This is a genomic window from Gluconobacter sp. DsW_056, assembly GCF_002153595.1.
In the GTDB taxonomy this organism is placed as follows: Bacteria; Pseudomonadota; Alphaproteobacteria; order Acetobacterales; family Acetobacteraceae; genus Gluconobacter; species Gluconobacter albidus.
Genome location: NZ_JOPF01000010.1, coordinates 49,259 through 74,765 on the forward strand (window position 1 = coordinate 49,259; position 25,507 = coordinate 74,765).

The window sequence follows — 25,507 nt, forward strand, 5'->3', positions numbered from 1 at the left end:
TGACAGACGTCAATTCGGTCTGTGAAATAATATCGGAGTTCATCTTGCCCAGTCAGTCGAGCAGCCAGCCTGAAGACCGGAAACAGTCCTGCTGTGGCCGCCCCGTGCAACTCGACGAAGCGGAAAGACGCAACCGGATTCTCGACGCCGCAAGCTCGGTCCTGACCACGCACGGCTATCACGCAACGTCGATGGACAGCATTGCGTCGTGCTCGGGAATGTCCAAGAAAACCCTCTACCAGTTTTTCGACTCCAAACAGGTCCTGTTCGAAACACTGATCCTCGAACGCCTGTTCGCCCCCATAAATTATACGCCGGCCCCCACGGATTCCATGGAAAAACAGCTTCTGGGCCTGATGACCAGTATTGCTGCCTGCATGTTCTGTGATGAACGTCTGAGCCTGCTCCGCTCCGTCATTACGGAAACGAGCCGCAATCCCGCAGTCCGGCAACTGGTCGCAGACCTGTTTCAGCTCTCGGGACGGGTCCTGCCCATCCAGAACTGGATGGCTATCCAGTCCGAAGCAGGCAGACTGGACATTCCCGACATTACGGAGGCCTCGGACCTTCTTTTCGGCATGACGCTCGGCGGCCCGACGCTGGGGCGCCTCACACATTGCAAACCGAGCCGTTCAAAAGAAAAGCTCGAAGAATTCATGGCTTACGGCATCAGGGTTTTCCTGGAAGGGCATCGCCCTGTCACCCCTCCCCTGAACAGACACTAGCCACCAGCAGAAACAGGGGGCGTCACAACACCGTCCCTGCTCCCCGTCAGCAACCTGAAAACACCCTCCGAAGGTGTCCCCGTCATCATCGCCCCAAACCGGTCCTGAAGACTTCTGAGCGTCTGCTGATCCTGCGCTCTGGACGCATCTCCCCCTACCCGGAGAATGAGAGCCTGCTGATCAGGAGAGAGTGGCGCCTTCGCCGTTTCGCCATTCCCCGGAAGCGCGTCCAGCATGGGGGTCAGTGCCTCCACCGCCCGGGACCACTCTCCCGCCTTTTCCGCCATCTGGGCCCGCAGCGTCCAGGCCCGCGGATCCCGAATGGTGGCAAGTTCTCCCGCGGCCTCATCCGAACGATGATCGGCCAGCGCAATCTGCGCGCGCAGAAGCGCAACCTCCACAGACTGGCTGCTGCTGCCTCCCGGCAGAGCCAGCGCAGCATCAGGAGAGCCTTCGGCAAACGCCGAAAGTTCCTGCCGGGCCGCCTTGGCATCTCCCATATCGAGCTCAAGCCTGGCCAGCCGGATGCGGACAGCCATGCCCTGCGCACCACCCTGAATGTCCACAAGCTTCCTCAGAGCGTCCCGCTCCTGATCCGGCAGCCCCATGGCTTCGTAACGACGCGCCAGACCGTCGAGGATATCCCGCTGTAACGACCCATTCCCTGAAGCTTCGCCCAGCGCGTCCTTCAGAAAGGCCACTTCATTCAGAGCCTGCCTCCCATCTGCAGAGACAGTCTGGGCCATCCGCCGTATAATATCCGTCTTCTGCGCTTCAACATCGGTCATATCCTCAGGATACAATCGGTTCCATTCCTGAACTGCCGTCGCAGCAGCGGCGAGATTCCCACCCCTCATCAGTGCCTCGATCTGCAGAAGCCGGACACTTTTTTCCCTGCCTGCAATCCGAAGAGCCGGCAGGATGCCATCAACCTGATCGGCGACAGCCTGCGGGGACAGCGTTTTCTTCTCCAGCGCCCGTCGAAGGAGCGCTTCCCTTGCCACCGGCCAGACCAACGGCGATGTTTCATGTGAGAGCGCTTTCAGCTTCTCTTCTGCATCCGGCGCATCCCTACGAGCCGCCAGAAGCGCTTTTGCCAGAGCCACCTGCGGTCCCTCGGGCAGCTGATCGAGAATTTTCGTCGCGCTTTCATTACCATAACGCGCGACCCACTGGGCTGCAGACGGCAGAAGACGGTCCCGCAAAGGCGCTGCATACGCCTGAAGAACAGGTAGCCCTGTCGCAATCAGGTCTGCCGTATGATTACGGTCGCTTTCCACAGACCCGGACGCGCTCTGCCCAACACGGCTGGCGGATGGCATAAGCATACGCATCATTCCACGCCAGAGCTGATCTTCAGGAGTACTGCCTCCATCCTCGGTCAGATAGGAGGAAACTTCGCGCTGGTTCAGCACGGCAGATATCTGTTGCAGGCGGCGCGTCTCAGGTTTTTCCGCGCCTTCAGGCCAGTCCTGCAAGGCCACCTGCATGACCTCTCCCAGAAGCGGTCCATTCCCGGCGCGTGCCGCCGCCTGCGCAACCCGCATGCGCGCCTCGAACCGATCAGCCGATGGGGCCAAGGCGGCAGCAGCCACACTCCGTCTGAGGGCCTCGCGAAGCTCTTGCGGGGTTCCGCCTCCCAGACTGACACCACTTAGAGACGATCCATAGGGCTGAAGCCGGTTGGAAGCCATCAGGGGGAAACTGTCCGGCCCCATCGTATCCAGAACCAGCCTTCCTGCCGCCTGACGCAGTTCGATATCATCAGAATCGGCCGCCACCACCACCCCCATCAGACTGCTTCGAACCGAAAATCCGGTTCCCTGACGGCGCATGGGCTGCCCGATGCGTCCAGAGCGCGTCATTCCCAGCAGAAGCCTCCGACCCGAGGACGGATCATCCAATGCAACAACCTGAGGCAGTCCTTCCTGCACAGGCGGCGTGAACGTCAGTGCGTTTCCGTCCTGCCCCAGAAGCATATCGGCCTGAGGCTTCACATCCGGGGCGACAGATACCGTCCATCCCGCTCCAACCGGACGCAGGACCGGATCACGATCAGTAGACACCCCAATGGTGATAACCGTTACGTCCGGAAGAAGTCTGCTGGACACTGACGTGAAAGGCCCGACCCCGGACAGGCCTGCCGTATCGAGAGCATGCCGTCCGGCCGCCACAAGCACGATATTCTGCCCGTTTCGAAAGGCTGCAACAGGCGTCAGTTCTCCAAGCGGCAGCCAGAGCCCGGTCGCGTCGGGAACCTGCATGGGCGTTGCGGGAGACGCATTGACAACCTGCGGGCGAGGTTCGGACACCGGAGCGGAATTCGCCGAAATCCGTTTCTCCTGCACAGCTTTTTCCGGATGCGGGAAAAGGGGCGCAGGATCGTTCAGAAACAACCATCCAGCAGGCAGCAGCTTGTCGTCTGGTGCCGGTCCGGCATGGGTTTCCCCTCCTCCGGGTTTCACACTGGAGGCCCTGGTCTGTGCGGCCACCGCCGTTCCAAGCGATGACAGCCCCAGAACTGCAGCCAAGATTACCCTTTTCATCCGTTGCCGCCAATCCGGGCAGCGGGTCGCGCGTGGGAGTTGGCAAGAAGCTGTGTCGCCAGAATGGCGCGCTGAGGCGACATTGCTTCCATGATGGCCGAAGCCTTTCGCGGGTTCATCCTGTTCAGCAGCGCCACTCCAACGCGCAGGTCCAGGATATTAAAGATCGCGGCTGCATCCTCCGGTCGCATCGCCTGATAGATCTTGACGAGGCGATCCGCATCATCGTTCCGGAGCTGATCAGTGTGCTGTTCGGTGCTTTCAAGTGCGGTCCGGGAATTCTCAAGCGCAGTCATGCGACGTTGCAACTCTTCCTCCGCAGCATCAACAAGACGCTGGCGGTCATTCAGCGCTGTATCCCGTCGATCCAGTTCTTTCTCCCGCGAGGCGAGCTGTTCCGCAAGCGCAGGATCGGCAGGCTGAGCCAAGGCAGGCACATTTGCGGGTGCAGGCCCCTTGCATCCCCCTTTGGCACACAAATCGTCAACCTTCGGAGATGCCGCAACTGCAGAAGAGGGGGTGTCAGCAGCTTTGGGAGGTTCAACCGGCGTAGGCGCAGATACCGGTGCGACGGGTTGGGGCTGGGCCATGGCAACAGCCGTCAGAGCAGACGAGGAGCTGTCGGCGTCTCCCATAAGATCGCCCGCAATCGCGTAGACCTTGACCCCGAGCAGAACAATCATCAGGCCGCAGGCCAGATGCAGAAGACGGAAAAACATGTCCGGTTATCCCTGCTTCTGACGTAACGCGCGGAGAAGTTCACGCTCGGCAGCGCTCTTGCTGCCACTGGGCTTCATAGTCCGCACCTCATCCGGCTTCAGGCGAAGCGCCGAGCGGAAGGACGTTTCTTCAGGTATTTCTTCAATCCGAGGCGCTGCCTTTGCTGCAACGCGACCAGCGGGCAGCAGCGATTCCAGCTGCTGGGCGAGGGTCTCCGAGCGGTCACACAGCATGGCCAGATCCCGTTTCAGACTTTTCCCAGATTCGACCGTCTTTCCCAGAGCACGGCCTACGAGTTCCGTCGTCTGGCGCAGATGGTCAATGCCGGACTGAGCCTGGGCACTGCTGGACTGAAGGCTGGAGATCAGGGCATCGAGCTGCCCACGGTCCCGCCGCAGCACGGACAGTGCGCGGCCCAGATACAGGCTGTAAAAAATGGTCACCAAGAGCAGGACTGAAAGGGCAATCTCGATCCCAAGCTGAAATCTATCCATGAAATATGCTCCGGTCAGCTATAGGATGTGGCACGATCCGTGCCGGGTTTCTGGTTGAGGACTTCTTCAATCTTAACGGCAACCTGTCCCTGCTTTCGTCCAACCCGTCCCTTGAAAAGGGCATGTTCGCCACAGCGCAGGGTGACGAGAGCATCCGGATTTCGACGCAGGACCAGCTGATCGCCGGGGGCGAGCTTCATGATCTCTTTGAGGTTCACGGTCTGCTCTTCCAGAACGGCATCAAGGGTCAGATCCGTGCGCCAGAGTTCCTGTGCCAGGTGGCTTTCCCACATCCCGTCATGGCCGAATTTCTCACCCATGAACTGCTGAAGCAGAATGTCCCGGACCGGCTCGAGCGTGGCGTGCGGCAGCACAACGTCCACGTCCCCACCCCGACCTTCCATATCGATACCAAAACGTGCGGTAACAACGCCGTTTCCAGCGCGACAGATCATTGCGAAACGCGAGTTCATTTCGAGACGCTCGAAATGAAAATTAACCGCACAGAGCGGGCTGAAGCTTGTTTCCAGATCATCGAGAATGATCCTGACCATAGGCTCGATCAGGGCGCGTTCAATGGCGGTGTGGTGCCGCCCTGTCTGTCGGGCAGCGGTCGGACCGTCGCTGCGGACGTGGCCTCCGAGAAGTGCGTCGACGATGCTGTAGATCAGAGAAGAGCTCAGAACGAGAATACCGTAATTGTCCCATTCTTCCGCCTTGAAGACCGCGAACATGGCCTGGCCCGGAACGTTTTCGAGATAATCTCCAAAGCGCTGGGAACCCAGCCGGTCCATGGACGCTTCAACATTGTCGCTGGTAAAATTGCGCAGGCTCGTCGTCAGAATCCGGGTGAAACGGTCAAAGACCACTTCGAGCATAGGTAGCCGCTCGGACGATATGCCAGACGTACTGACCACGCGCTCGATACCACTGCTGTTCGACGGACCGCTGACTGCGGAATCCTTCCCAAAAAAGCTGTCGATTTCGGCCTGGCTGAGGACGTGATCATTGTCGGCCCCAAAACCGGCCATACCGTTTCCGGCGAGCGGAAAGGCAGCCTTAGGCATGCCGGTATCCTGATCCGCAAACGTGGTGTCGGCCTGTCGGTCGTCGGTCACTGCACCAGCACCTCTACGAAAAAGAGATCCCTGACCCGGAGGGGCGCCACGATGTTGGTGATCTGCGCCAGCATTGTTTCCCTGAGTCGGTAAATGCCGCTTCCGGAAAGCTCGGAGGGCTGCATACCGTGCAGACAGGTCTGGAAAGCGTCCTGGATCTGAGGCATCAGGGCGGCGACATTCTCGGCGTTTTTGCCGTCTTCAACTTCAAGCCGCGCGCCGATCCGGACATATCGCGTCCGCTCAGACCCCGAATCAAGATTGGAGAGAATGGTCGGGATGGTGATGGTCGTCCATTTTACGGGCTGGGCAGCAGTCTTGGTGGCCGGGGTTGCCGCGTGATGAAAATGCTTCCATGCAAAGGCTCCACCGCCAGCCAGAAGCAGGCATGCCAGCACTGCAAGGATGATGATCTTGCGCTTACCCCCCTTCTCGACCGGGGTTTCGTTTTCCGGAGTCTCCGTCGTCACCGTTCGTCTGCCTTCTCTTTCGGACAGCGCTCATCATCTGCGTAAAAGATTAACAGTGGGTTTATGATGCTCAGGAAAAGGCAAGTCTTCCTTCAGACGGGAACCATGTTTCTGAGCCTCGTGGCCCTTGCAGGCTGTGCGTCCCAGCGTTCTCCCTACAACCGGTATTATTCCTCAAGCGGGGCCTATCGCGCACCCGGCCCGGCCGGAGATCCCTGGCGGCCCTATATCCTGCAGGCCGCCAGCCGGTTTTCGATTCCGCAGGACTGGATCCGGGCTGTCATCCATCAGGAATCGGGCGGTCACCAGTTTCTGGACGGGCGGCCCATCACCTCCCATTCCGGTGCGATGGGGCTGATGCAGCTCATGCCCCAGACCTATGCTGACATGCGCGCGCGGTATGGCTTGCGGGCCGATCCTTACGAGCCTCATGACAACATCATGGCAGGGACCGGCTATATCAGTATCCTTGCCCGGAAATACGGAGCCCCGGCCTTTCTGGCGGCTTACAATGCCGGTCCGCAGCGACTGGAAGAGTATCTCTCCGAAGGGCGACAGCTTCCCAACGAAACCGTCAATTACGTTGCGAGCATCACCCCCCATCTGGGTACGCAGATTGCCCTGACAGGCCCTCTGGCCGCCTATGCCAGCGCCGATCAGCTGAATGCATCGCAGTCCGGAGCCTCTTATGCCGGGCTGCCCGCAGCCCAGACCGCTCCGGCGCCCGTCATGACGGCATCGCGCAGTGTCGGACAGGTCTGGGCCAGCCGACACGTCACGAGTGCTGCCGCCCAGACACCGATTACAGGACCGATCGCCGCCCCCAGCGCCGTGCCCTGCAATCCGGATGACGCCTACGATCCAGACGTGCCCTGCGCCGTCCAGCCCGCGGGCGAATCACAGCTTCCTCCCCCGTCCGCCACAGCCACGTCCCGGCCGCTTCCTCCCCCTCCCGTCATGCCGTCACCGCATACATTGCCGGTTCAGCCTACGGAATCGAGAACCGTGGTCGTGGGCTATCACCGGCCGGGAAGCTATGGGTCCTGGGCCGTTCAGGTGGGAGCGTTTGGCAGTATCGGACAGGCCAAATTCGCCGCTACCATGGCACGGCAGGCAGCCTTCACACCGCTTCAGTCTGCCCGAATCGAAGTCCATCCCACACCGAGCCACGGCACCACGGTCTGGCGCGCGCGTCTGACGGGCATCAGCCGGGTGGGAGCCGCGGAAGCCTGTTCAACTCTTTCCGGACAGGGAATGGCCTGCATGGCCGTTCCGCCGGGGCATTGAAGGCACAGTCGGCAGCCAGTTTCGGCCATGCCAGCAATCCGCGTTGGCAATGCGGCGACTTTCGCTTATGTTCCCATGCATGAGACACATAGCTGCCGCGCATGAAGCGTAGGCCCTCCCCGCCGCCGCTCGTCACGCCCCTTCAGCCTCACCGACACCTTTCCCGACGACTTTTCAGGACGCGCAGATGACGACAAGCCCGGCTCCCGATCATACCCCCACCCACCATACAGGGGCCATCAGCGAGGAAGGCTATCACAAGGATCTCGGCCGCCGTCACGTCCAGATGATCGCCATCGGTGGCGCCATCGGTACGGGACTGTTCCTTGGGGCGGGTTCACGCCTTCAGATGGCTGGTCCCTCTCTTGCGATCATCTATGCGGTCTGCGGCGTCTTTTCGTTCCTGATCCTGCGCGCCCTGGGCGAACTGGTCATGTATCGTCCGACCAGCGGCAGCTTCGTGACCTATGCGCGCGAGTTTCTCGGGGAGCGGGCGGCCTATATGGCAGGCTGGCTGTCCTTCCTGAACTGGGCCATGACCGGCATCGTCGATATCACGGCTGTCGCCCTGTACATGCATTACTGGGCGGTTTTCCTCCCGGTTCCGCAGTGGGCTTTCGCACTCGTGGCGCTGGCGATCGTCGGCACCATGAACATGATCGGCGTGCGCTATTTCGGCGAAATGGAGTTCTGGTTCTCCCTCATCAAGGTGGTGGCTCTGGCGCTGTTCCTCGTGGCAGGCGCTCTCATTCTCGGCATTCGCATGCCAGTCGCCGGACATACGACCGGCTTTCACCTGATTACCGAAAACGGCGGCATCTTCCCGCACGGGCTGTTTTCGGCGCTCATGCTGCTTCAGGGGGTGGTGTTCGCCTATTCCGGCATCGAACTGCTGGGCACGGCGGCAGGTGAATGCGAGGACGCCCGCGAAATTCTCCCGCGTGCCATTAACAGCGTGATCTGGCGTATCGCCCTGTTCTATGTGGGGTCCGTCATCCTGCTGGTCTGCCTGCTGCCCTGGACCGAATATCACGCGGGCATCAGCCCGTTCGTGACGTTCTTTCAGGCACTCGGCATTCCGGGCATTGGCACCATCATGAACATCGTGGTGCTGACGGCCGCGCTCTCCAGCCTCAATTCCGGCCTGTATTCCACAGGGCGTGTGCTACGCGCCCTCGCCCTTGGCGGCTCCGGCCCGAAGGCTCTGGGCAAGCTGAACAAGAGCTCTGTCCCCTATGTCGGCATTCTCACCACACTGGCCGTGTATCTGGTGGGCGTGATGCTGAACTACCTCATCCCGTCGCGCGTCTTTGAAATTGTTCTGAATTTCTCGGCGCTGGGCATCATCAGCACATGGGGTTTCATCCTGCTGTGTCAGCTCCGCCTGCGGGCCGCGATCAATCGCGGTGACATCATGCCGACGGGCTTCAACATGCCGGGCGCGCCTTATACGACATGGGCGACCCTCGGTTTTCTGGGCTTCGTTCTGGTTATGATGGCTTTCGACTACCCGGACGGCACGATCACGATCGGCGCCATCCCGCTGATCGGCGCCGTGCTGATCGGGGGCTGGTGCCTGCTGGACCGCAGCCGCCGCCACGGCTGACCCCGTTTTTCCGGCTTCCGGCACAAAAAAGGGCGCTCCAAGGAGCGCCCTTTTTCATGTCCGCATGATGCGACGCCTTACTTTGTCCGGCCCAGTTCGGACCACAGATAAGCGTAGCTGAGCGCCTGCGTCTGGGCGATTTCCTTCTGGCTGGCCCCGAAACCATGACCGCCCGCGACCTGCTCCCAGTAATAATAGGGGAGTTTAAGCTCGCTCATCCGCCATGCAAAACGCCGCGCATGAACGGGACCGACGCGATCATCCTTCGTCGTCGTCTCGATGAACGGCACGGGATATTTCACATCGGGCCTGAGGTTCTGAAGCGGCGAAATTCCGCGCAGGAATGCCTTCTGCTCAGGGATGGAGACCGTTCCATATTCCCCGACCCACGACGCCCCAGCGGACATGTGTTCATAGTTCATCATGTCCAGAAGCGGCACTTCGATATCGACGGCCTTCCAGAAATCCGGATGCTGCGTGAACTCGACACCCATCAGCAGACCGCCATTGGAACCGCCCTGAATCGCCAGATGCTGAGGCGAGGTTACCTTCCGGTCCATCAGGTCCTTCGCCACGGCAGCAAAGTCGTCATAAATCCGCTGGCGATTGGTCTTGAGACCGGCATCGTGCCAGGCCGGCCCAAATTCGCCGCCGCCGCGGATATTCGCCAGAACATACACCCCGCCGCGCGACAGCCAGTTATTGCCGATCCCTGCCGAATAGAACGGGAAAAGCGGCACTTCAAACCCGCCATAAGCATAAAGCAGCGTCGGGTTGGTCCCATCCAGTGTCATGTCCCGGGGGTGGACGATGAAATACGGGATGCTGGTGCCATCCTTCGAGCGAACCTCCTGCTGCTCCACCGCCATTTTCGAGGCGTCGAACTGCGCTGGCAGCGTATGGAGCTTCTGGACCGATGCCGTATCGCTGTTGATCTCCCACAGCGTGGTCGGGCTCAGGAAACCGCTGGAAACGGCATAGGCCACCGGGCTGTCCTCGTCGACACTGGCCAGACCCACCGACATGTTCTCCGGCAGAGGCAGATCCCGGTGCGTGAAGGCCGCGCCCGTGGGCGTGTAGATCGAGGCCTTGCCTCGCACATTGTCGTACAGCGTGACGATCAGATGGCCATGGCTCGTGGACACTTCCTCGATCATCTGACGGCCCGTCGGCGCAACCAGAAGCTGGGGTGCGACCGTTGCCGCAGCCGGATCGACCAGCACCACGCTCCCCTGCGGGAAGGACTGCGCCCCGACCTTCCAGTCTTCCTTGAGCTGAACCACCAGGCGGCCATTGAACAGCCCGGCGACATCCGCCTTCAGGGGAATGGCGACCTGCGTCACCTGACTGTCCCGATACAGGAACAGCTTCGATGAAAACGCATCCAGGCCTTCGCGGATCAGCGTGACCTGGTGTCCTGCGCCGTCATGCAGCACTTCCGGCCCGACTTCGACGTCCTTCCGGTTTCCGGTGAAGACCGTCTGCGCCTGATCGAGAGACTGGCCGCGCTTGAGAAGCTTCACGATGTATGGATAGGAGGATTCCGTCACATCCGCAGACGCCCAGGGATAGCTGACCAGAAGCGTGTCACGGTCCAGCCAGCTTGAATCCTGCTTGGCATGCGGAAGGTTGAACCCGCCCTCGACGAATTTTCCAGTCCGCAGATCGAATTCCCGAACGGTCTTGGCATCTTCGCCACCATCGGAAAGATGGAGCAGGCAGAGATTCTGCTGGCTGTGCAGGCAGTCCACCCCGCCATAGACCCAGTTACGCTTTTCCTTCGCCGCCAGCGCATCCAGATCCAGCGCGACGGTCCATTCCGGATGATCGGTCGCATAGGAATCCGGCGTCGTCCGACGCAGGACGCCCCGCAGATGTCGGTCATCACGCCAGAAATTGTAGATCATCCCGTCGATCTGGATGGGGGATGCAAGACGGTCATGCGTCTGAAGCAGTTTCAGAGACGTCGCATACAGGCTCTGGTAAAGCGGGCCATGCCCCAGAAGGCGCAGGGTACGGTCGTTCTGATCCTTCACCCAGGCCATCGCCTGCGCGCCATTGATATCGCTCAGCCAGGCGGGAATGGTGTCGGGAACATCCGCCGCATGAAGCGGCGTGAACATGCTGCCAGTCAGCAGAGCGGCCAGACCGGCACGGCGGAAACTGCGGAAAACTGTCACTGTAACAATACCTTCTGATTGTTTCAGAAGGAAACTGTCATTCCACCAGCGAAACCGCAAGTGTCGCCCCCGCAGGCGGCAGCCAGACCAGACAGGTCGTGCCCTTGCCCGGCGCGCTCGCAATCCGCAGACGGCCGCCATGCCGGTCCAGAATATGCCGCACGATGGACAGACCCAGGCCCGTCCCCTGCCCGGCTCCATCAGTCGGCGCACCCACACGATAGAAACGCTCAGTCAGGCGCGGCAGATGATGGGCTTCCATCCCGCAGCCATTGTCCTCGATCCCGAGAATGACGCCCCCATCCGCAGGCCACCGATCATCGGGGATGACGGCGCGCCGGGCCGACAATGTGATGGTCAGGGGTTCATCCTCCCTTGCACCATAGCGCAGGGCATTTTCGATCAGGTTGAGCAGCACCTGCACCATCTCATCCTCGTCGGCCCGCACCATGAGGTCGTCTTCGACTTCCAGGGTCAGCGTACGTCCTTCCTGTTCAAAACGCGGCGCGACCTCCCCAAGCACGACGGCCATCAGATCGGCGACATCCACCAGATCGCGGGGACGCTGATGCTCATGCGCCTGAACGCGCGACAGATACAGAAGGCGGTCGATCAGCCGTTTCAGCCGCTCGGACTGCTGTCGCATGATGTCGAGAAACTGCCGCCGCATGACCGGATTTTCCCCGGCTGCCCCCTGCAACGCGTCGATGAATCCGCTCAGCGATGCCAGAGGCGTGCGCAGTTCGTGGCTTGCATGCGCCACGAAGTCCGTCCGCATCCGGTCCGCAGCCCGGGCCTCGCTATGATCGTTCAGTACGACCAGCACACGCTTGTCCTGGCCTTTGCCGCCCGGCAGACGGCGCAGCATCAAGTGAAGCGTTCGCGGAACCGGCACATCGAGCGTGAAGGTCGTGGAGCAGACAGGTGGCAGGTCACTCCGGCTGCTACTCTCCCCCGTCCCGGACGGTGCCGGAACGCGCAGAGCCGCCGACAGGGCCGAGCGGGCCGCCGGATGACGCAGGATCGCGCCCACCGTCTCCCCGAACTGGGACGCCGCTGCCTCATTGACCTGCACGATGGCCCCGAGCCCGTCCAGCACCACGGCGCAGGCAGGAAGCGGATCGACCGGCAGATCAGCCGGAGACACGGGCTTCAGATAGTCGTCAGGAGGTGAGGTCGGAACGCGCGGCTGTCGCAGCAGGAGCCAGACTGCCAATATCCATCCCGCGAGCGCCACACAGACGAGGACCATGCCGACCTGCAACGGCAGCGTATCTGCTACAGGCGGAAGGCCCCCTCCCGGCAGTGCTCCGGAAAGCGCTCCTGCCGGCACCCGTCAGGCGCCGTCCGTCGTCGGGCCATCATCCAGCGCGTAGCCGGCCGCGCGCACGGTCCGCACCAGATCGACCTCGCCCGGCCCGTTGATGGCCTTGCGCAGACGCCGGATATGGACGTCGATCGTCCGGATCTCGACATGGATGTTCTGCCCCCAGATCCTGCGCAGCAGATCCTCGCGGGAAAATACCTTGCGCGGATTGCGGATCAGCAGGTCCAGCAGGCGATATTCCGTCGGCCCCAGAGACAGCATCCGACCGCCACGCTCCACGCGGTGCGTTTCAGGGTCGAGCGTGATATCCGCGAAGGACAGACGGTCATAGGACGACTGGTGCCGCCGCAACAGGGCGCGCAGACGTGCATCGAGCGTATCGACGCTGCACGGCTTCATCAGATAATCGTCCGCACCCGTGTCCAGCCCACGGATCGCATCCTGCTCGGCCGAACGCGCCGTCAGCAGCAGAACCGGCACGTCGCGCAGGGCAGGATTGGCCCGGATGCGACGGCACACATCCAGTCCGGACAGACCCGGAAGCATCCAGTCCAGAACAACGGCATCCGGACGGGACGTCTCCAGCGCCAGAAGCGCCGCTTCTCCATCTTCTGCCGTCTCGACGCGGTAGCCGCGCTGCTCGAGATTGTAGCAGGTCATCAGCAACAGGGCCGGATCATCCTCGACGAGAAGAACGAGTCCCTTGGCGCGCGCGGGGGATGGGGCCTTCACCGGACGTCCGGCTCCTGCATTGTTTCCGCCACGGTCAGAGCCGAGGCCGGCCCACCGCGCGGCCGCAGGGACGGCAGATTGTCGCCCGTCACGGCGTAAAAGACGCGCTCGGCGATATTGGTCGCATGATCGCCGATCCGCTCAAGGTTCTTGGCGATGAACAGCAGTTCCGTGCAGGCGCGGATGTTGCGGGCATCTTCCATCATGTACGTGACGAGTTCACGGAACAGGGCCGTGTAGTATTCGTCTACCGCACGGTCCGAGTGCCAGACTTCCATGGCCCGGTTGGAATCCTGCTGTGTGATCGCATCAATCGAACGGCGCAGGTTTTCCTGCACCAGACGCCCCATGCTGCGCAGCCCCGAGAGCGAAATCTGGTTTTCCGGCATCCGGATTCGCAGCGAACGGCGCGCGATGGAAGACGCATAATCGCCGATCCGCTCCAGATCGCCGGTGATCTTCAGGGCCGCCACGATCTCGCGCAGGTCGCCCGCCATCGGGCTTCGCAGCGCCAGAAGACGGATGGCAAGACCTTCGACCTCACGTTCGAGCTGGTCCACTTCCGGGTCCTGACGCGCCGCCGCATCGGCGGCTTCCTCGTTGCGGTCCGCAATGGCGGACAGCGCGAGGGCAACCTGATTTTCCACGATGCCGCCCATCTGCGCCATCATGGAGCGGAGCTGGCCCAGCTCCTGTTCGTAGCTTTTGACGATATGGGATCTGTCAGCCATGACGCGTTATCCAAACCTGCCGGTGATGTAGTCCTGGGTCTGCTGCTGCTTCGGATTGGTGAACATCCGGTCTGCGCTGTCCACTTCGATCAGACGCCCCATGTAAAAGAACGCCACCTGATCCGCACAGCGTGCAGCCTGCTGCATGTTGTGGGTCACGATCGCAATCGTGAATTCTTCCTTGAGTTCGTCAAGCAGTTCTTCGATACGCGCCGTGGAGATCGGGTCCAGAGCCGAGGTCGGTTCGTCGAGCAGCAGGACTTCCGGGCGCGTCGCAATGGAGCGCGCAATGCACAGACGCTGCTGCTGGCCACCGGACAGGCCGGAAGCCGGAGCATTCAGACGGTCCCGGACTTCGTTCCAAAGCGCCACGCGGGTCAGGACGTCCTGAACGCGCGCATCCATGTCCGCCTTGTTCATTTTCTCATGCAGACGCACGCCAAACGCGATGTTGTCATAGATGGACATCGGAAACGGCGTCGGCTTCTGGAACACCATGCCCACGCGTGCGCGCAGGATGTTCAGGTCCAGATCGTGATCGAGAATATTGCGCCCGTCGAACATCACCTCACCGGTCGCGCGCTGGCCGGGGTACAGGTCGTACATGCGGTTAAAAATCCGCAGCAGCGTCGATTTACCACAGCCACTCGGCCCGATCATGGCCGTCACGCGGCGGGCCGGAAAATCCACCGAAATGTCGTGCAGGGCGTGGTTTTCGCCATAATAGAAATTCAGGTTGCGGACAGCCAGCGCCACTTCAGGGCTCTTCGCCACCTGCGGATCAGTCTCGGTCATCATGGAATCCTGTGTCATCCCCTGCAGTGTTCCCGGGGTCATCCGCGTCGCGCCGAGACGCGGACGGCAATATTGATGGCCAGCACACCCATCGTGACCAGCAGCGCACCGGCCCAGGCAAGCTGTACCCAGTCTTCATAGGACGCGCCGGCATACTGGTAGATCGTCACCGGCAGGCTCGCCATCGGGCGGGTGAGGCTGAAAGACCAGTTCTGGTTGCCCAGCGACGTAAACAGCAGCGGCGCCGTCTCGCCACTCACACGGGCCAGCGCCAGCAGGATGCCCGTCAGCACGCCCGTCTTGGCGGAGCGCAGGCACAGCGAAAGCGTGACCCGCCAGCGTGTCGCACCCAGAGCTGCGCCCGCTTCGCGCATGGCGGTCGGGACGAGACGCAGCATGTCTTCGGTCGTGCGGACAATGATCGGCACGGCCAGAATGGCCAGTGCAACGGACCCGGCCAGCGCGGAGAAGTGGCCGAATGGCGCGACCATGACCTGATAGACGAACAGACCGACCAGAATGGACGGCACCGACATCAGCACGTCCGAGACGAACCGGACGCAGGATGCGAATTTGTTGGTGTCCGTGCCATATTCCGAAAGATAGATGCCGCACCCAAGCCCCAGCGGCGTCGCCATCAGCAACGCCATAAACGTCTGGATCAGACTGCCGACAATGGCGTTTGCCAGACCGGACGACGAGCCCGGCGGCCCCATCGGCTTCATGATCGCGGCAGCGGACAGCCCGGCAAGCCCGCGGGACAGAAGGGTCCAGAGAATGGATGCCAGAACCAGCACCAGAATGCCGGCCATGACCATCCCGAAAGCGGTCGCCACATGATCGGCGCTCCGACGGCGGGCGGCACGGGGATTGGGCTTCCAGCCGTTGGTGGAAACGACGGTATCGCTCATTTCGTATTCCCCCGCAGCATCCGAGCCAGCGCCAGACTGGCGAATGACAGCAGCATCAGGATGAAGCCCAGCGCCAGCAGCGCGGAAAGGCGCAGCGAACCGGCCGGACTCTCCGGAAACTGAAGAGCGATCAGGGACGCAACCGTGCTGCGCGGCGCAAACAGCGACCAGCCGACAGCCGTGACGTTACCGATCACAAAGGTTACGGCCATGGTCTCGCCCAGGGCACGGCCCATGCCGAGCACGATCGCACCGATCATGCCTGAGCGGGACCACGGCACCACGACTTTCCACATCACATCCCAGCGCGTGGCGCCAAGGCCATAGGCGCTTTCACGCAGCATGTTGGGCATGGCGGCAAAAACGTCGCGCATCACAGCCGTCATGAAAGGGGCGATCATCACGGCCAGCACCAGACCTGCCGTCATGAGGCCCGTTCCGAACGGCGCGCCGTGAATGATGAATTTAATGCCCGGAACATGCTTGAAATGATGCGTCAGGAAAGGCTGGACCGTCCGCGCCATGAAGGGGACGATCGTGAAAAAGCCCCACATACCGAAAATGATCGATGGAACCGCAGCCAGAAGCTGCACGGCCGTTCCAACGATCGCCGCAATCCGGGGCGGCGCCATCGCTGTCAGCCAGAACGCCGTACCAAAGGCCAGTGGCAGTGCAATCGCCACGCCGATCAGCGTGCTGACAATCGTTCCGAACAGCGGCGCCCAGGCGCCATAAAGATCGGCGACCGGATTCCAGACATCGTGAAACGCAAATCCGAGACCAAAGGTCCGAAAGGCCTGGCTGCCCCCAATGCCCATGAGGACCACGAGGCCGCCCAGCACCACCAGGACCAGCAGCGCCGAAGCCGCCACCAGAAAGTGGAAGGCAGTATCAGGCCCGCTGCGGCGGCTTCCACTTCTGGAAGCACCGGCCGTATCGCGGGCCTCTTCGGACGGCGTGGCTGTGGCAAGGGTCATGCGTGAGAAGCTCTGACTTGAAAAACGGGCATTATCCGGCAGCCGCAGCCACCACATCAGTGCATTAGCCCTCCTGTCAGGGAAGAACAACCGGAACAGGAACGACACCGGATGAAAGATTTATGTCATCACCGCCCCAGATACCCGAAACAGGCCTTGCCGAACCTTGGGAAAAGCCGGGGATGAGAGCCTGTCCTAAAACCGAAAACCATCAGGTCAGAAATGGAAAGCCCTTCATAAGGAACCACCCTGCGGATAACACGTTTGAGACACCGACAGCCCCGCATCACAGCGGAGTGCCAAGATATCTCAGCGGTTATGATGGCTCCCAAAACGGGCCTCAGACCAATGCTCAGGAGTATTCCCATGGTTTCCAGAACAGACCGTCACGTGACGCAGAACAACACTGCGGACAACACCAAGAATGTTTCCATCGAAACGCTCAACGCACGCCTGTCGGACCTGATTGATCTGGCACTGATCACCAAACAGGCACACTGGAACCTCAAGGGACCGCAGTTCATCGGGGTCCACGAAATGCTTGATGGCTTCCGCACCAGCATCGACGGTTATTCGGATACCGTTGCCGAACGTGCCGTACAGCTTGGCGGAACAGCACTCGGAACCGTGCAGGACGTGTCCAAGAACAGCGCCTGCACGCCCTATCCGAACAATATCTACCGCGTCGCCGATCATCTCGCAGCCCTGATCGACCGCTATGCGACCGTTGCGAACAACGTGCGTGAGTCGATCAAGACAACGGACGAAGCGGGCGATGACGATACGGCCGACATCTTCACGGAAGTTTCGCGCGGCCTCGACAAGCATCTCTGGTTCCTTGAAGCCCATGTTCAGGAACCGACCGGTGAGATGCGTGATGGCGACCACAAGGGCAGCCGCGGCTGATCCGAACGGCTCCACCGGAAAACACAGAACGCCCCGCAGGCCTCCTGCGGGGCGTTCTGACGTTCAGAGACAGTGTTCGAGATGTTCCAGAGCGAAGGCCAGATTGGTTTTCGTGTAACCCAGACCGGCCCCATCTGAACGTAGTTCAGACACGGGAGGCAGGAGCGCTGTCGGATCAGGAACATTCTGGCCCGTTTCCGAAGACAGCAGCTCTGTCATTCTCCTGAAGTCCTGAAGCTGCAATGGCTGCGATGCGGAATTCGGCCCCTGCTGGACGAGCCAGTTTTTCGTCATTTCCCTGAGGTTGCCCCACTCCCTCTCGCCATCGGCAGAGACCGGCGCTGACAGAGCTGCGTGCGTGGCTTGGGCAAGGTTGAGGATATCGGCATTCGTGAGCAGAGCCGGGCGGGAAAAGGCGTCTTTCCTGCACACCCAGCCGCCTAACACCGCCGTCAGGGCTGACGCGGCCTCATGCGCAACCCCGGCCGTTTTCTCCACCCCAGGAATATGTAAATCCTCCCAAACAGACCGCGCGCAGTCGCAGACAGAGCAAGACCCCTGCCAGAATGCAGACCATGCATCGGTTTAACTCTTAATTATTCCGCGTCTATTAGCAGAACATTGTTAACAAGATAATAATTGGATTCCGTACCCGGTCAGGGTCTGTGCATCTTTATGATCTGACTGACCAGATCGTCGTAGCGGTCCAGATACGCAGTCAGGCAGAGTTCAGCTTCGGCATAGCGGCGGGCTTCCTGCCCCAGCCGACGCGCGCTGCGACGGTCCTCCAGAAGCTGGAGCGTTGTCTCGGCAATTGCGGCTGAGTCCAGAAACGGCACCAGACGGCCTGTAACGTCATGCGTGATGAATTCCCTGACCGGCGCCGTGTCACTTCCGATGATCGGGCATCCTGTCGCCATGGCTTCGCGCAGGGACCAGGACGCAACGAACGGATAGGTCAGATACAGATGGGCGTCGGACCGCCGCAGCAGGGCCCGGAAATCATCGTACTCGACCTTGCCGACAAAATGCACGCGATCAAGGTCCAGCTTGCCTTCCAGTTCGCGGAGCATGAACTCGCGCCAGCTTCCACCTCCGGGAGGAAGCGTGCCGTAGCTGACCTTGTCGCCGCCCACGAGAATGATCTGGGCGTCCCTGCGTTCGGCCAGAATGCGGGGCAGTGCGCGCATGACGACGTGAAAACCGCGATAAGGCTCAAGGTCGCGGGCGACATAGGTGACAAGGGCGTCTTTCGGCGTGATCCGTACCCCGTTGATGACGAGATTGCGCCGTCTGGCCTGGGGTTCGGGGAAGCATAGGTCCAGATTGACGCCTTCCCGCAGCAGCGAGATCTTTTCCTGCGCCCATGCCGGATAAGTGCCGAGCTGAAACTGCGTCGGACTCTGGCCGTATCCGTTTTTCAGACAAAGAGCCTGCAGATTGATCGAATTCTTGACCCTTACCGCGCCCGCCAGTTCCGGCGAAGGCGGGAATTCCGGGTCGAACCCCACGTCATTCTGATCTGCGTGGTAGAAAAACTCGAAATACCCGAGAATCGGGCAGTCGGGAAAAACGTCGCCCAGATTGAGCAGTTCGCCCCAGCCGTGATGTCCAACGATGATATCCGGCTCATAGCCCAGCCCCTTGAGCGTGCGGGCCGCGGTTGCGACGGCTTCGGCACGGAGCAGGCCGTATTCGAACTCCCTCAGATGAGGGTGTGTCTCCATCGAAGGCAGACGCGGCACGCGGTAGATGGCGCGTCTGACGCCGGGAATATGGTTGTTGTTCGCCTCCGAAATGAAGACGATCTCATGATCCTGCGCGAGAAGATGACGGACAAAATGCAGGAACTGTCCCGGGAAATTCTGATGGACGAAGAGATAACGCACGACGTCTCCGGAGCGACTGGAAGCCTCCGTGAAGTCCTGTTCGCGCACGGAGAAGACAGCAGATGGCGGCAGTTTTCAAAGAATCCGGGGAAGAAAATCCTCCTCCCCGGTCACTGTGTCAGACCTGAACGGTTCAGGAGGCCGTGACGGATTTGCGCTTTCTGGGTGTGGCAGGCTTGGCCGGGGCCTGAGCCGCTTTTGCAGCGCGGGCCTTCGGGGCGGCCTTTGCAGGGGCTGCCGGTTTCGGAGCCTCTTCTCCTTCAGGCACGATCTCAAGCAGGAAGGCTTCCAGAGGTGCGAGGCTCTCTGCCTCAAGCGCTTCGGAGCCATCCACGGGGCCAAGGCGCGTCCCGTCGATGAAAGACGCCGTAAGACGGATCCTGAGCTTCCTTGCAGACTCGCCCTTCAGGCGGACGCGCAGCCCAAGGATCGGCAGCGCCATGCCACGCGAGCCGCAATACTGCCCCCCTTCCGCCCAGGGAGACAGCCAGCCTTTGCCCAGAACCGCCTGATATTCAATATCCGACGCAGGGATGCCCTTCTCGGGAGCAATGCTGAAACCCTCGATCCAGCCCTGACTGCCCGGGATCCCCATCCAGTGCCCGATACCGCTCGTAACGTCGCCACGACGCTGGATATGCGCGGAAATGTCCTTCGAAGCCGCCTCAGTCACGGGTGCAGCCACGGGTTCAAGAACTTTGGGTGCCGGGGGAACGGGAGCAGCATCCGGAACGACCGTCTGCGCCGGAGCTGTAGCCACAGGGCCCGCAAGCTGTGCGACCTGCAGGCGCGGCGCGGCGTGAGCGGTGCCCGGTTCCTGATAGGTCGTCACAAGAACGGCGGCCGGACCACGCATGACCCGGACGAGAGCCGCGCCGTTCGAACCGCCGATCCAGCCATCCTCTTCGAAGGTGCTGACGGTCACAATCCCGGGAGGCGTTCCCGGAGCGCGTGAAATCCTGACGCCCGGCAGCCCGGCGGGGCCGGCAGGGGCCTGACCGGCTGCATGGAAAATGCAGAAAATCCCTGCATCCAGCACCATCATATGTGCACCGGCCTTGAGGTCGATGACCCGGTTCTGTCGTGGTGCTTCGGCGGCGTTAGACATTCCCTACTCCCAATTGCATCCGTTCTTGCGGGCAATAATACTGGTATGTTTCATGAACTGTCACGAATGGTCGTCACAGTTATGAGCGGTATCCCGACGATGTGTTGCAACAGCCTTCGACAAATACCGGTTCCTGTTTGAACAGCATAATGGACTGTTTCGTTAGAAAAGGTAAACCACCCCTCACCGGGCGTCGCTCCATCGTCTGAGCAACAGCATGGCAAGCTGAAATGGGGGTATCCCGAGTGGTACGGCCAGACCGGTCCCGCTGCGATTGACCCGTTCTCCCTGCGCCCCCAGATCAAAACAGACAGCCTCCAGACCGCCGCGCCAGATCTGGCCCAGAGCGTAACACCAGGTCTCGGGCGCGATAGAGGGGATCAGCCCGACATCCGGCTGCTGCTGACGGATCAGCTCCTGCACTTCGTCCTCGCGATATTCCCCCGTCACCCGCACCCCGAGCGCCATCAGGGCATCGTCGTCATGCGTATGTCCGACCAGCGAGAGTTCGATCGACAGGTGGTGCATCTGGATTTCCGCCGCCAGAGCGAGCAGCGTGTCATATCCCTTCCACTGGCTGATCCCGCCCACGACGCAAACCCGGAGCGGCTGCCCATAAGCGGCGCGATGGTCTGTCCGGATAGACCTGTAAAGCGCGGTGTCGTCTTCCAGCGCCACAGCCGCGATCGTCAGGCCGGGAAAATGCCGCCGGATGCGGCGTACGGTGTCCTCACAAGGCGCCATAAGGCGACGGGCACTGGACAATTCCCGCCCTGAACGGGCCACCAGTTCGGGGACCGGAATATCTTCCCCAAGATAGCTACCCCAGCGCGTCACACATTGTTCACATCCCGCGATGTCGGGCTCACCGCAGTAACGGCCTTCTCCATCGCAAAGCGAAATGCGCGGGCAGAACCAGACGTGATCGTGAATGAACACGTCATACGGCACGCCCAGCCTTTCATGCAGCGTCCTGATGCAGGGCGCATGACCGATCAAATGATGCCATTCGACGGCTTCAACACGCACGGCCCGGAGCACTTCCAGCAACAGGGGCAGTTCATCGGGAAGGCGGAATTTCAGGTTGGGAAAACGCCTGTCGTCCAGAGCATCTTCCAGGCGGCACCCCTGTTCATGAGGGCGCAGTGCGAGTGCGAAGCCGCCCCCGGCATCAAACATTTCGGACCGCTCACGGACCACGCGCCCCACACCGCCCCCAGCATCATGCTGCACCATCAGGAGGGCGACCCTGTTCCCGGCCAGACGGATCAGACGGGCGATATCCAGCCTGCGTCGTATGTCGTGCAGCGGGTCGGCGTCGATAAAGCGCTGCACCAGCCGGTCATAGCCCGGATGCAGGGCGTTGAGGGTTTTCAGGTTGCGGGCGCCGAGAGACTTCCGGGCCGTCCCGAATGACGCCGATCCGACATGGCCCACAAACAGTTCTGGCGCGGCGACATGCCGGAACCCCTTCGCAGAGGCCCGGAGGCAGAAATCGTTTTCCTCGCCATAGCCCTGCGCAAACAGATCTTCCCTAAATAGACCAACCTCGGCCAGGCATTCTGCAGAAATCGCCATACAGAATCCGTGAGCCGTCGGCAGTTCCAGCCCGTCGCGGGATGACGCATCTTCGTGTCTGAACGTCGCCTGACACAGCCGGTCCAGCGCGCGCATCTCCGCAAGCGACGGAACCGGATTGGGACGGTCCACGGCGGGATAGGACAGGATCGTCGCATCATTGGACAGGGGAGTAGCTGTCCCGACATCCGTAAAGGCCAGCCTCGCCCGCAGGCGCTCGACCCAGCCTGCGGGAACGAGCGTATCGCTGTTGAGAAGGAGAATATCCCGCCCCTGAGCCGCCCTCATGCCGTCATTGGCGGAAATCGGAAAACCCTGGTTCTGAGCGTGACGGATCAGCGTAATCCGGCCCTGCTCCGCCAGTTGATCGAGCTCCCACGCCAGAAGAGGCTCAGGTGTGGCGTCGTCCACGACGATCACCGGCACATCGTCTGAACATGTCGCCAGGACAGTGCGCAGACAGGCCATCGTCCGGCGTAGATCCGCGTAAACCGGGATTACGACCGCGCAGCCGGGGCTGATGCGGGGACGACGCAGGCGCGCCTTCCAGACCCTGACCTTCACGGGTCGCAGCCGGGCCGGAAGAGTGCCGGGGCGCCCTGAAAGCAGTTGCCCCACGCGCGGGTCCACCGGCGCACCCGTCAGAAGACGCCCGTTTTCGTCCCGCAAATCCAGTGGACCAGCATCCTTTTCGGGAAGACGGCTGGCCGGGACGTGAAAGACCCTCGTGCGAGCCAGAGGAATGTCGCTGTCCACGTCCTCCGCCAGTGCTTCGGCCCGGGCGGTGGAGCCATCCCAGAGAAGGATACGAGGGCTGTATTCAGGCTCAGCCGGACTCCAGATCCAGCCATTCAGGCCATCTCCGGTAGCCTCGACAAAGGATTCACACCGCGTCAGAGCGGCAATATCCAGCGGACTGCCCAGAACATGCCGGCGACCGGCCCTGATTTCCAGAAAGCGTGCCGAGCGCCAGCCTTCCGGAAGGTCGTATGTACCCCCTCCCGTCCCCTGAAGGCGCTCCCGCCCATCCAGAAACAGCCTGAACGGTCGGGATGTCCCGACGAAAACAGTGCCCGTATTAGACGCCGTCATCCAGCCCGGACGCCCTGCCGCAGACGCGATCTGCCCGGCCAGAGGATGCGTCTGAGGCGTTGCGTGAAAGCGCGACAGGGCGTCCTGCATCCGAGATGTGGCGTCGTCCGTGCGCTGGAGCCGCACAAGGCAGATAACTTCCAGAAACGCCGCTTCCCGCAGACCGAAATCCTGCCGCAGATTTTCCATCCGCACCAGACAGTCCGTAATGCGCCCAGCAGACAGGCAGGCCAGACCCACAGCCCACTTCAGATTGGGATTATGCCGCGACATTCGCTCGGCCCGTTCCAGCCAGAACAGCCCGAGGGACGTATTGCCCACCTGAAGGGCGGCCTGCCCTCGTGCGAAAGCATCCTGCGCCCGGCGGCTCATGGCCTCGCGCCACCGGCGCCTGTCTTCCGCGCTGACAGTCCGGCCGAACCCCGCGAAAGAGGCTCCCGGTTTCCGTCCGCTGGGCACGGGACGATCAGAAGCCACGCAGATCAGTCATCGTCGTCAGGCTGCGCTTCGTCCAGAAGAGCCAGTTCGGCTTCGGCATCCCTGATGTTCTGCGCTTTCGCGCGTTCCAGCCAGATGCGTCCCTCGACAGGGTCAGTGACGCCTGCCAGTCCGCGACAGAGGTAACGACCCAGCATCATCTGGGCCAGTCCGTTGCCACGCTGGGCAGCCTTGCGGAACCATATCTGCGCCTGAGGCCGGTTCTCGGGAACATCATGGCCACCGCCGTATAGCGCGGCAAGCGAGAACATGGCGTCCACATTGCCGCTTTCCGCAGCGTTTCGATATAGCGTCAGGGCTTTCTCGTGATCCCGGCGTCCATTGATGTTTCCGTCAACGAGCAGCCCGGCAACCGCGACCTGCGCCTCGGCCATGCCGGCGTCGGCAGCCTTCTCCATCCAGTACAGGGCCTGTGTCGGATCGGGTTGAACGTCACGACCTTCGAGCAGCATCCTGCCATACCAGTACTGGGCGTTGACCACACCATCCGCGGCCTTCTGCATCCAGCGCGCGGCCTCACGGCCGTTCTGCTCGCCTGTAACGCCTTCCGCATAACAGACGCCAAGATTGTAAGCTCCGACAAGATCCCCTTTTTCCGCCGCTTTTTCGAAGCGGGCATGCAGGGCCTGCTTCTCGTCAGCTGTAGCGGAGGCGCCTGCAAGGATCAGGTTTCCGAAATCCGCATCCGCATGCGTGTCCCCTGATTCGGAGGCGACTTTGAACCAGTGCGCTGCGACGTCAGGATCCTGATGGACACCGCTCCCTGTCAGATACAGCAGGCCCAGAGCCCGCGCCGCGCCCGCGTGCTTCTGCTCAGCCGCCAGACGATACCACCTGGCCGCTTCAACAAGATTGGGCGGTAGGTCTCCCCCATTGGCGCACAGATCACCGAGGAGTGCCGCAGACTGCGTGTCACCATTCGTCGCGGCCCGCTTGAGCCAGGTTTCCGCACGTCCGTAATGTCTGCGGATCCCGATCCCTTCCAGAAGCATCAACCCGTACCGCGCCTGCGCCGTGACGATGTTGCGCTCGGCCGCCTCATGGAAACAGGTGGCGGCTCTGCCGAGATCGCGGGGCACGCCTGAGCCGGACTCGTACATCCGGCCAAGAATATCGAAAGCCGTTCCAAGGCCGCCTTTCGTCGCTTCCGTCAGATGCCGGGCGGCAGCGGCAAGCTGCTCGTCTGTCCGGGCATCCTCGAGAATGGCGAGGGCTACGCCGAGATGCCCCTGCGAACATCCAGCGGCGGCGGAACGGTCATACCAGGAGCGGGCCTGCGCCGGATCGCGCAGATCCTCCGGCCCATTCGTCAGGATATAACCCAGCAGCGCCTGTGCATCGGGCGATCCGGCCTCGGCAGCGATCCGGGCCCAGTGAATGCCAAGATGGAAATCCGGATGTCTGGGACCGGCCGAAGGCACGTGAGAAAGATCGAGCCCCTCATGTGTGGGCCGGATTTCAAATCCTTCCGGCAGCCCGACCGTATAGAGCGTCGCCAGAACAAAAGCCGCTTCGATATGACCTGTCTTGGCGGACTGATAGATCCAGCGGGCACCTTCTTCCAGACTGGGAGGAACGCCGATCCCATCCAGATAGGCCCGCCCCACACGGAACGCGGCTTCCCCGTCACCCGCAGCGGCAAGACGACTGAGAAGTGCAAACCCCTGAACTGTCTTGCCGCTTTCCGTCAGGCGGATCGCATGGTCCAGCTTCCCTTTCGAAGAAAACAGGGCAGCAAGGCGGGATTTGAACGACATGGGCAGTGCGGATCCTGAGTAACTGTCATGCTGGAACGCCCGGACGGGACCGGGCGTTCC

The 25,507-nt window shown here is 61.5% G+C and carries 21 protein-coding genes; 4 read left to right on the forward strand and 17 right to left on the reverse strand.

Features of this window, described 5'->3' with window-relative positions; all coding sequences use genetic code 11:
- The first annotated feature begins 44 nt into the window (after positions 1-44).
- On the forward strand, positions 45-725 hold the full coding sequence (locus HK22_RS09910) for a TetR/AcrR family transcriptional regulator (RefSeq protein WP_231878074.1): 681 nt from the start codon (positions 45-47) through the stop codon (positions 723-725).
- On the opposite strand, the gene HK22_RS09915 is transcribed toward HK22_RS09910, so the two are convergent.
- Genes HK22_RS09915 through HK22_RS09935 form a run of 5 tightly spaced genes read right to left on the reverse strand, consistent with a single transcriptional unit; the run spans position 722 to position 6,073 of the window.
- A complete protein-coding gene (locus tag HK22_RS09915) occupies positions 722-3,256 on the reverse strand; it encodes a lipopolysaccharide assembly protein LapB (protein ID WP_143412399.1) in 2,535 nt (844 codons plus the stop codon). The genes HK22_RS09910 and HK22_RS09915 overlap by 4 nt on opposite strands.
- Before the next feature lie 11 nt (positions 3,257-3,267).
- Complete coding sequence (locus tag HK22_RS09920; RefSeq protein WP_086649164.1) at positions 3,268-3,990, reverse strand: MotE family protein; 723 nt, start codon at positions 3,988-3,990, stop codon at positions 3,268-3,270.
- A gap of 6 nt (positions 3,991-3,996) precedes the next feature.
- Positions 3,997-4,485 carry a DUF6468 domain-containing protein gene (locus HK22_RS09925; RefSeq protein WP_062028648.1) on the reverse strand — a complete coding sequence of 163 codons (489 nt, stop codon included), beginning with the start codon at positions 4,483-4,485 and terminating at the stop codon, positions 3,997-3,999.
- A gap of 14 nt (positions 4,486-4,499) precedes the next feature.
- A complete protein-coding gene (fliM, locus tag HK22_RS09930; protein WP_233142557.1) occupies positions 4,500-5,603 on the reverse strand; it encodes a flagellar motor switch protein FliM in 1,104 nt (367 codons plus the stop codon).
- Positions 5,600-6,073, reverse strand: coding sequence for a flagellar basal body-associated FliL family protein (locus HK22_RS09935; protein ID WP_062028650.1), 474 nt, complete (start codon positions 6,071-6,073; stop codon positions 5,600-5,602). The genes fliM and HK22_RS09935 overlap by 4 nt, the downstream gene beginning before the upstream one ends.
- A 63-nt stretch (positions 6,074-6,136) precedes the next feature.
- Here HK22_RS09935 and HK22_RS09940 point away from each other — a divergent pair, with 63 nt between their 5' ends.
- Positions 6,137-7,360 carry a lytic transglycosylase domain-containing protein gene (locus HK22_RS09940; RefSeq protein ID WP_062108087.1) on the forward strand — a complete coding sequence of 408 codons (1,224 nt, stop codon included), beginning with the start codon at positions 6,137-6,139 and terminating at the stop codon, positions 7,358-7,360.
- Between the two features lie 187 nt (positions 7,361-7,547).
- Positions 7,548-8,966 (forward strand): amino acid permease, encoded by a 1,419-nt coding sequence (locus HK22_RS09945; protein WP_062108084.1) that lies wholly within the window; start codon positions 7,548-7,550, stop codon positions 8,964-8,966.
- Between the two features lie 77 nt (positions 8,967-9,043).
- Here HK22_RS09945 and HK22_RS09950 read toward each other — a convergent pair whose 3' ends face one another.
- From HK22_RS09950 to pstC, 7 genes are read right to left on the reverse strand one after another with little or no spacing between them, the layout of a single operon-like run.
- The gene (locus HK22_RS09950; RefSeq protein ID WP_231878073.1) at positions 9,044-11,146 is read right to left on the reverse strand and encodes a prolyl oligopeptidase family protein; all 2,103 of its coding nucleotides are present in this window, start codon (positions 11,144-11,146) and stop codon (positions 9,044-9,046) included.
- Between the two features lie 37 nt (positions 11,147-11,183).
- On the reverse strand, positions 11,184-12,479 hold the full coding sequence (locus HK22_RS09955) for a cell wall metabolism sensor histidine kinase WalK (protein ID WP_233142559.1): 1,296 nt from the start codon (positions 12,477-12,479) through the stop codon (positions 11,184-11,186).
- A gap of 3 nt (positions 12,480-12,482) precedes the next feature.
- Positions 12,483-13,205, reverse strand: coding sequence for a response regulator (locus HK22_RS09960; protein WP_062026990.1), 723 nt, complete (start codon positions 13,203-13,205; stop codon positions 12,483-12,485).
- A complete protein-coding gene (phoU, locus tag HK22_RS09965; RefSeq protein ID WP_077803403.1) occupies positions 13,202-13,936 on the reverse strand; it encodes a phosphate signaling complex protein PhoU in 735 nt (244 codons plus the stop codon). Before phoU ends, HK22_RS09960 begins: the two co-directional genes overlap by 4 nt.
- Before the next feature lie 6 nt (positions 13,937-13,942).
- Positions 13,943-14,749: a phosphate ABC transporter ATP-binding protein PstB gene (gene pstB, locus HK22_RS09970; RefSeq protein WP_369827246.1), complete on the reverse strand. Its 807-nt coding sequence runs from the start codon at positions 14,747-14,749 to the stop codon at positions 13,943-13,945.
- 20 nt (positions 14,750-14,769) lie between these two features.
- A complete protein-coding gene (gene pstA, locus HK22_RS09975) occupies positions 14,770-15,642 on the reverse strand; it encodes a phosphate ABC transporter permease PstA (RefSeq protein WP_062108080.1) in 873 nt (290 codons plus the stop codon).
- A complete protein-coding gene (gene pstC, locus HK22_RS09980; RefSeq protein ID WP_062027847.1) occupies positions 15,639-16,619 on the reverse strand; it encodes a phosphate ABC transporter permease subunit PstC in 981 nt (326 codons plus the stop codon). Before pstC ends, pstA begins: the two co-directional genes overlap by 4 nt.
- 366 nt (positions 16,620-16,985) lie before the next feature.
- Between pstC and dps the strand changes: the two genes are divergently transcribed.
- A complete protein-coding gene (dps, locus tag HK22_RS09985; RefSeq protein WP_062027843.1) occupies positions 16,986-17,525 on the forward strand; it encodes a DNA starvation/stationary phase protection protein Dps in 540 nt (179 codons plus the stop codon).
- A gap of 63 nt (positions 17,526-17,588) precedes the next feature.
- Here the strand turns inward: dps and HK22_RS09990 are convergent, their stop codons facing one another.
- From HK22_RS09990 to HK22_RS10010, 5 genes are all read right to left on the reverse strand, one after another.
- Positions 17,589-18,023 (reverse strand): hypothetical protein, encoded by a 435-nt coding sequence (locus HK22_RS09990; protein ID WP_086649165.1) that lies wholly within the window; start codon positions 18,021-18,023, stop codon positions 17,589-17,591.
- A gap of 158 nt (positions 18,024-18,181) precedes the next feature.
- A complete protein-coding gene (locus HK22_RS09995; protein WP_086649334.1) occupies positions 18,182-19,414 on the reverse strand; it encodes a glycosyltransferase family 4 protein in 1,233 nt (410 codons plus the stop codon).
- Between the two features lie 133 nt (positions 19,415-19,547).
- The gene (locus HK22_RS10000) at positions 19,548-20,522 is read right to left on the reverse strand and encodes a hypothetical protein (RefSeq protein ID WP_086649166.1); all 975 of its coding nucleotides are present in this window, start codon (positions 20,520-20,522) and stop codon (positions 19,548-19,550) included.
- A 183-nt stretch (positions 20,523-20,705) separates the two neighbouring features.
- On the reverse strand, positions 20,706-23,651 hold the full coding sequence (locus HK22_RS10005; protein ID WP_233142560.1) for a glycosyltransferase: 2,946 nt from the start codon (positions 23,649-23,651) through the stop codon (positions 20,706-20,708).
- Between the two features lie 23 nt (positions 23,652-23,674).
- Positions 23,675-25,447: a tetratricopeptide repeat protein gene (locus HK22_RS10010; protein ID WP_086649168.1), complete on the reverse strand. Its 1,773-nt coding sequence runs from the start codon at positions 25,445-25,447 to the stop codon at positions 23,675-23,677.
- Between the last annotated feature and the right edge of the window lie 60 nt (positions 25,448-25,507).

Excerpts from the sequence above, each read along its gene's own strand:
- HK22_RS09920 (WP_086649164.1), bottom strand. The coding sequence starts at position 3,990 with ATGTTTTTCCGTCTTCTGCATCTGGCCTGCGGCCTGATGATTGTTCTG.
- HK22_RS09925 (WP_062028648.1), bottom strand. The coding sequence starts at position 4,485 with ATGGATAGATTTCAGCTTGGGATCGAGATTGCCCTTTCAGTCCTGCTC.
- HK22_RS09940 (WP_062108087.1), top strand. The coding sequence starts at position 6,137 with ATGATGCTCAGGAAAAGGCAAGTCTTCCTTCAGACGGGAACCATGTTT.
- HK22_RS09945 (WP_062108084.1), top strand. The coding sequence starts at position 7,548 with ATGACGACAAGCCCGGCTCCCGATCATACCCCCACCCACCATACAGGG.
- phoU (WP_077803403.1), bottom strand. The coding sequence starts at position 13,936 with ATGGCTGACAGATCCCATATCGTCAAAAGCTACGAACAGGAGCTGGGC.
- pstB (WP_369827246.1), bottom strand. The coding sequence starts at position 14,749 with ATGACACAGGATTCCATGATGACCGAGACTGATCCGCAGGTGGCGAAG.
- pstA (WP_062108080.1), bottom strand. The coding sequence starts at position 15,642 with ATGAGCGATACCGTCGTTTCCACCAACGGCTGGAAGCCCAATCCCCGT.
- pstC (WP_062027847.1), bottom strand. The coding sequence starts at position 16,619 with ATGACCCTTGCCACAGCCACGCCGTCCGAAGAGGCCCGCGATACGGCC.
- dps (WP_062027843.1), top strand. The coding sequence starts at position 16,986 with ATGGTTTCCAGAACAGACCGTCACGTGACGCAGAACAACACTGCGGAC.
- HK22_RS10000 (WP_086649166.1), bottom strand. The coding sequence starts at position 20,522 with ATGTCTAACGCCGCCGAAGCACCACGACAGAACCGGGTCATCGACCTC.
- HK22_RS10010 (WP_086649168.1), bottom strand. The coding sequence starts at position 25,447 with ATGTCGTTCAAATCCCGCCTTGCTGCCCTGTTTTCTTCGAAAGGGAAG.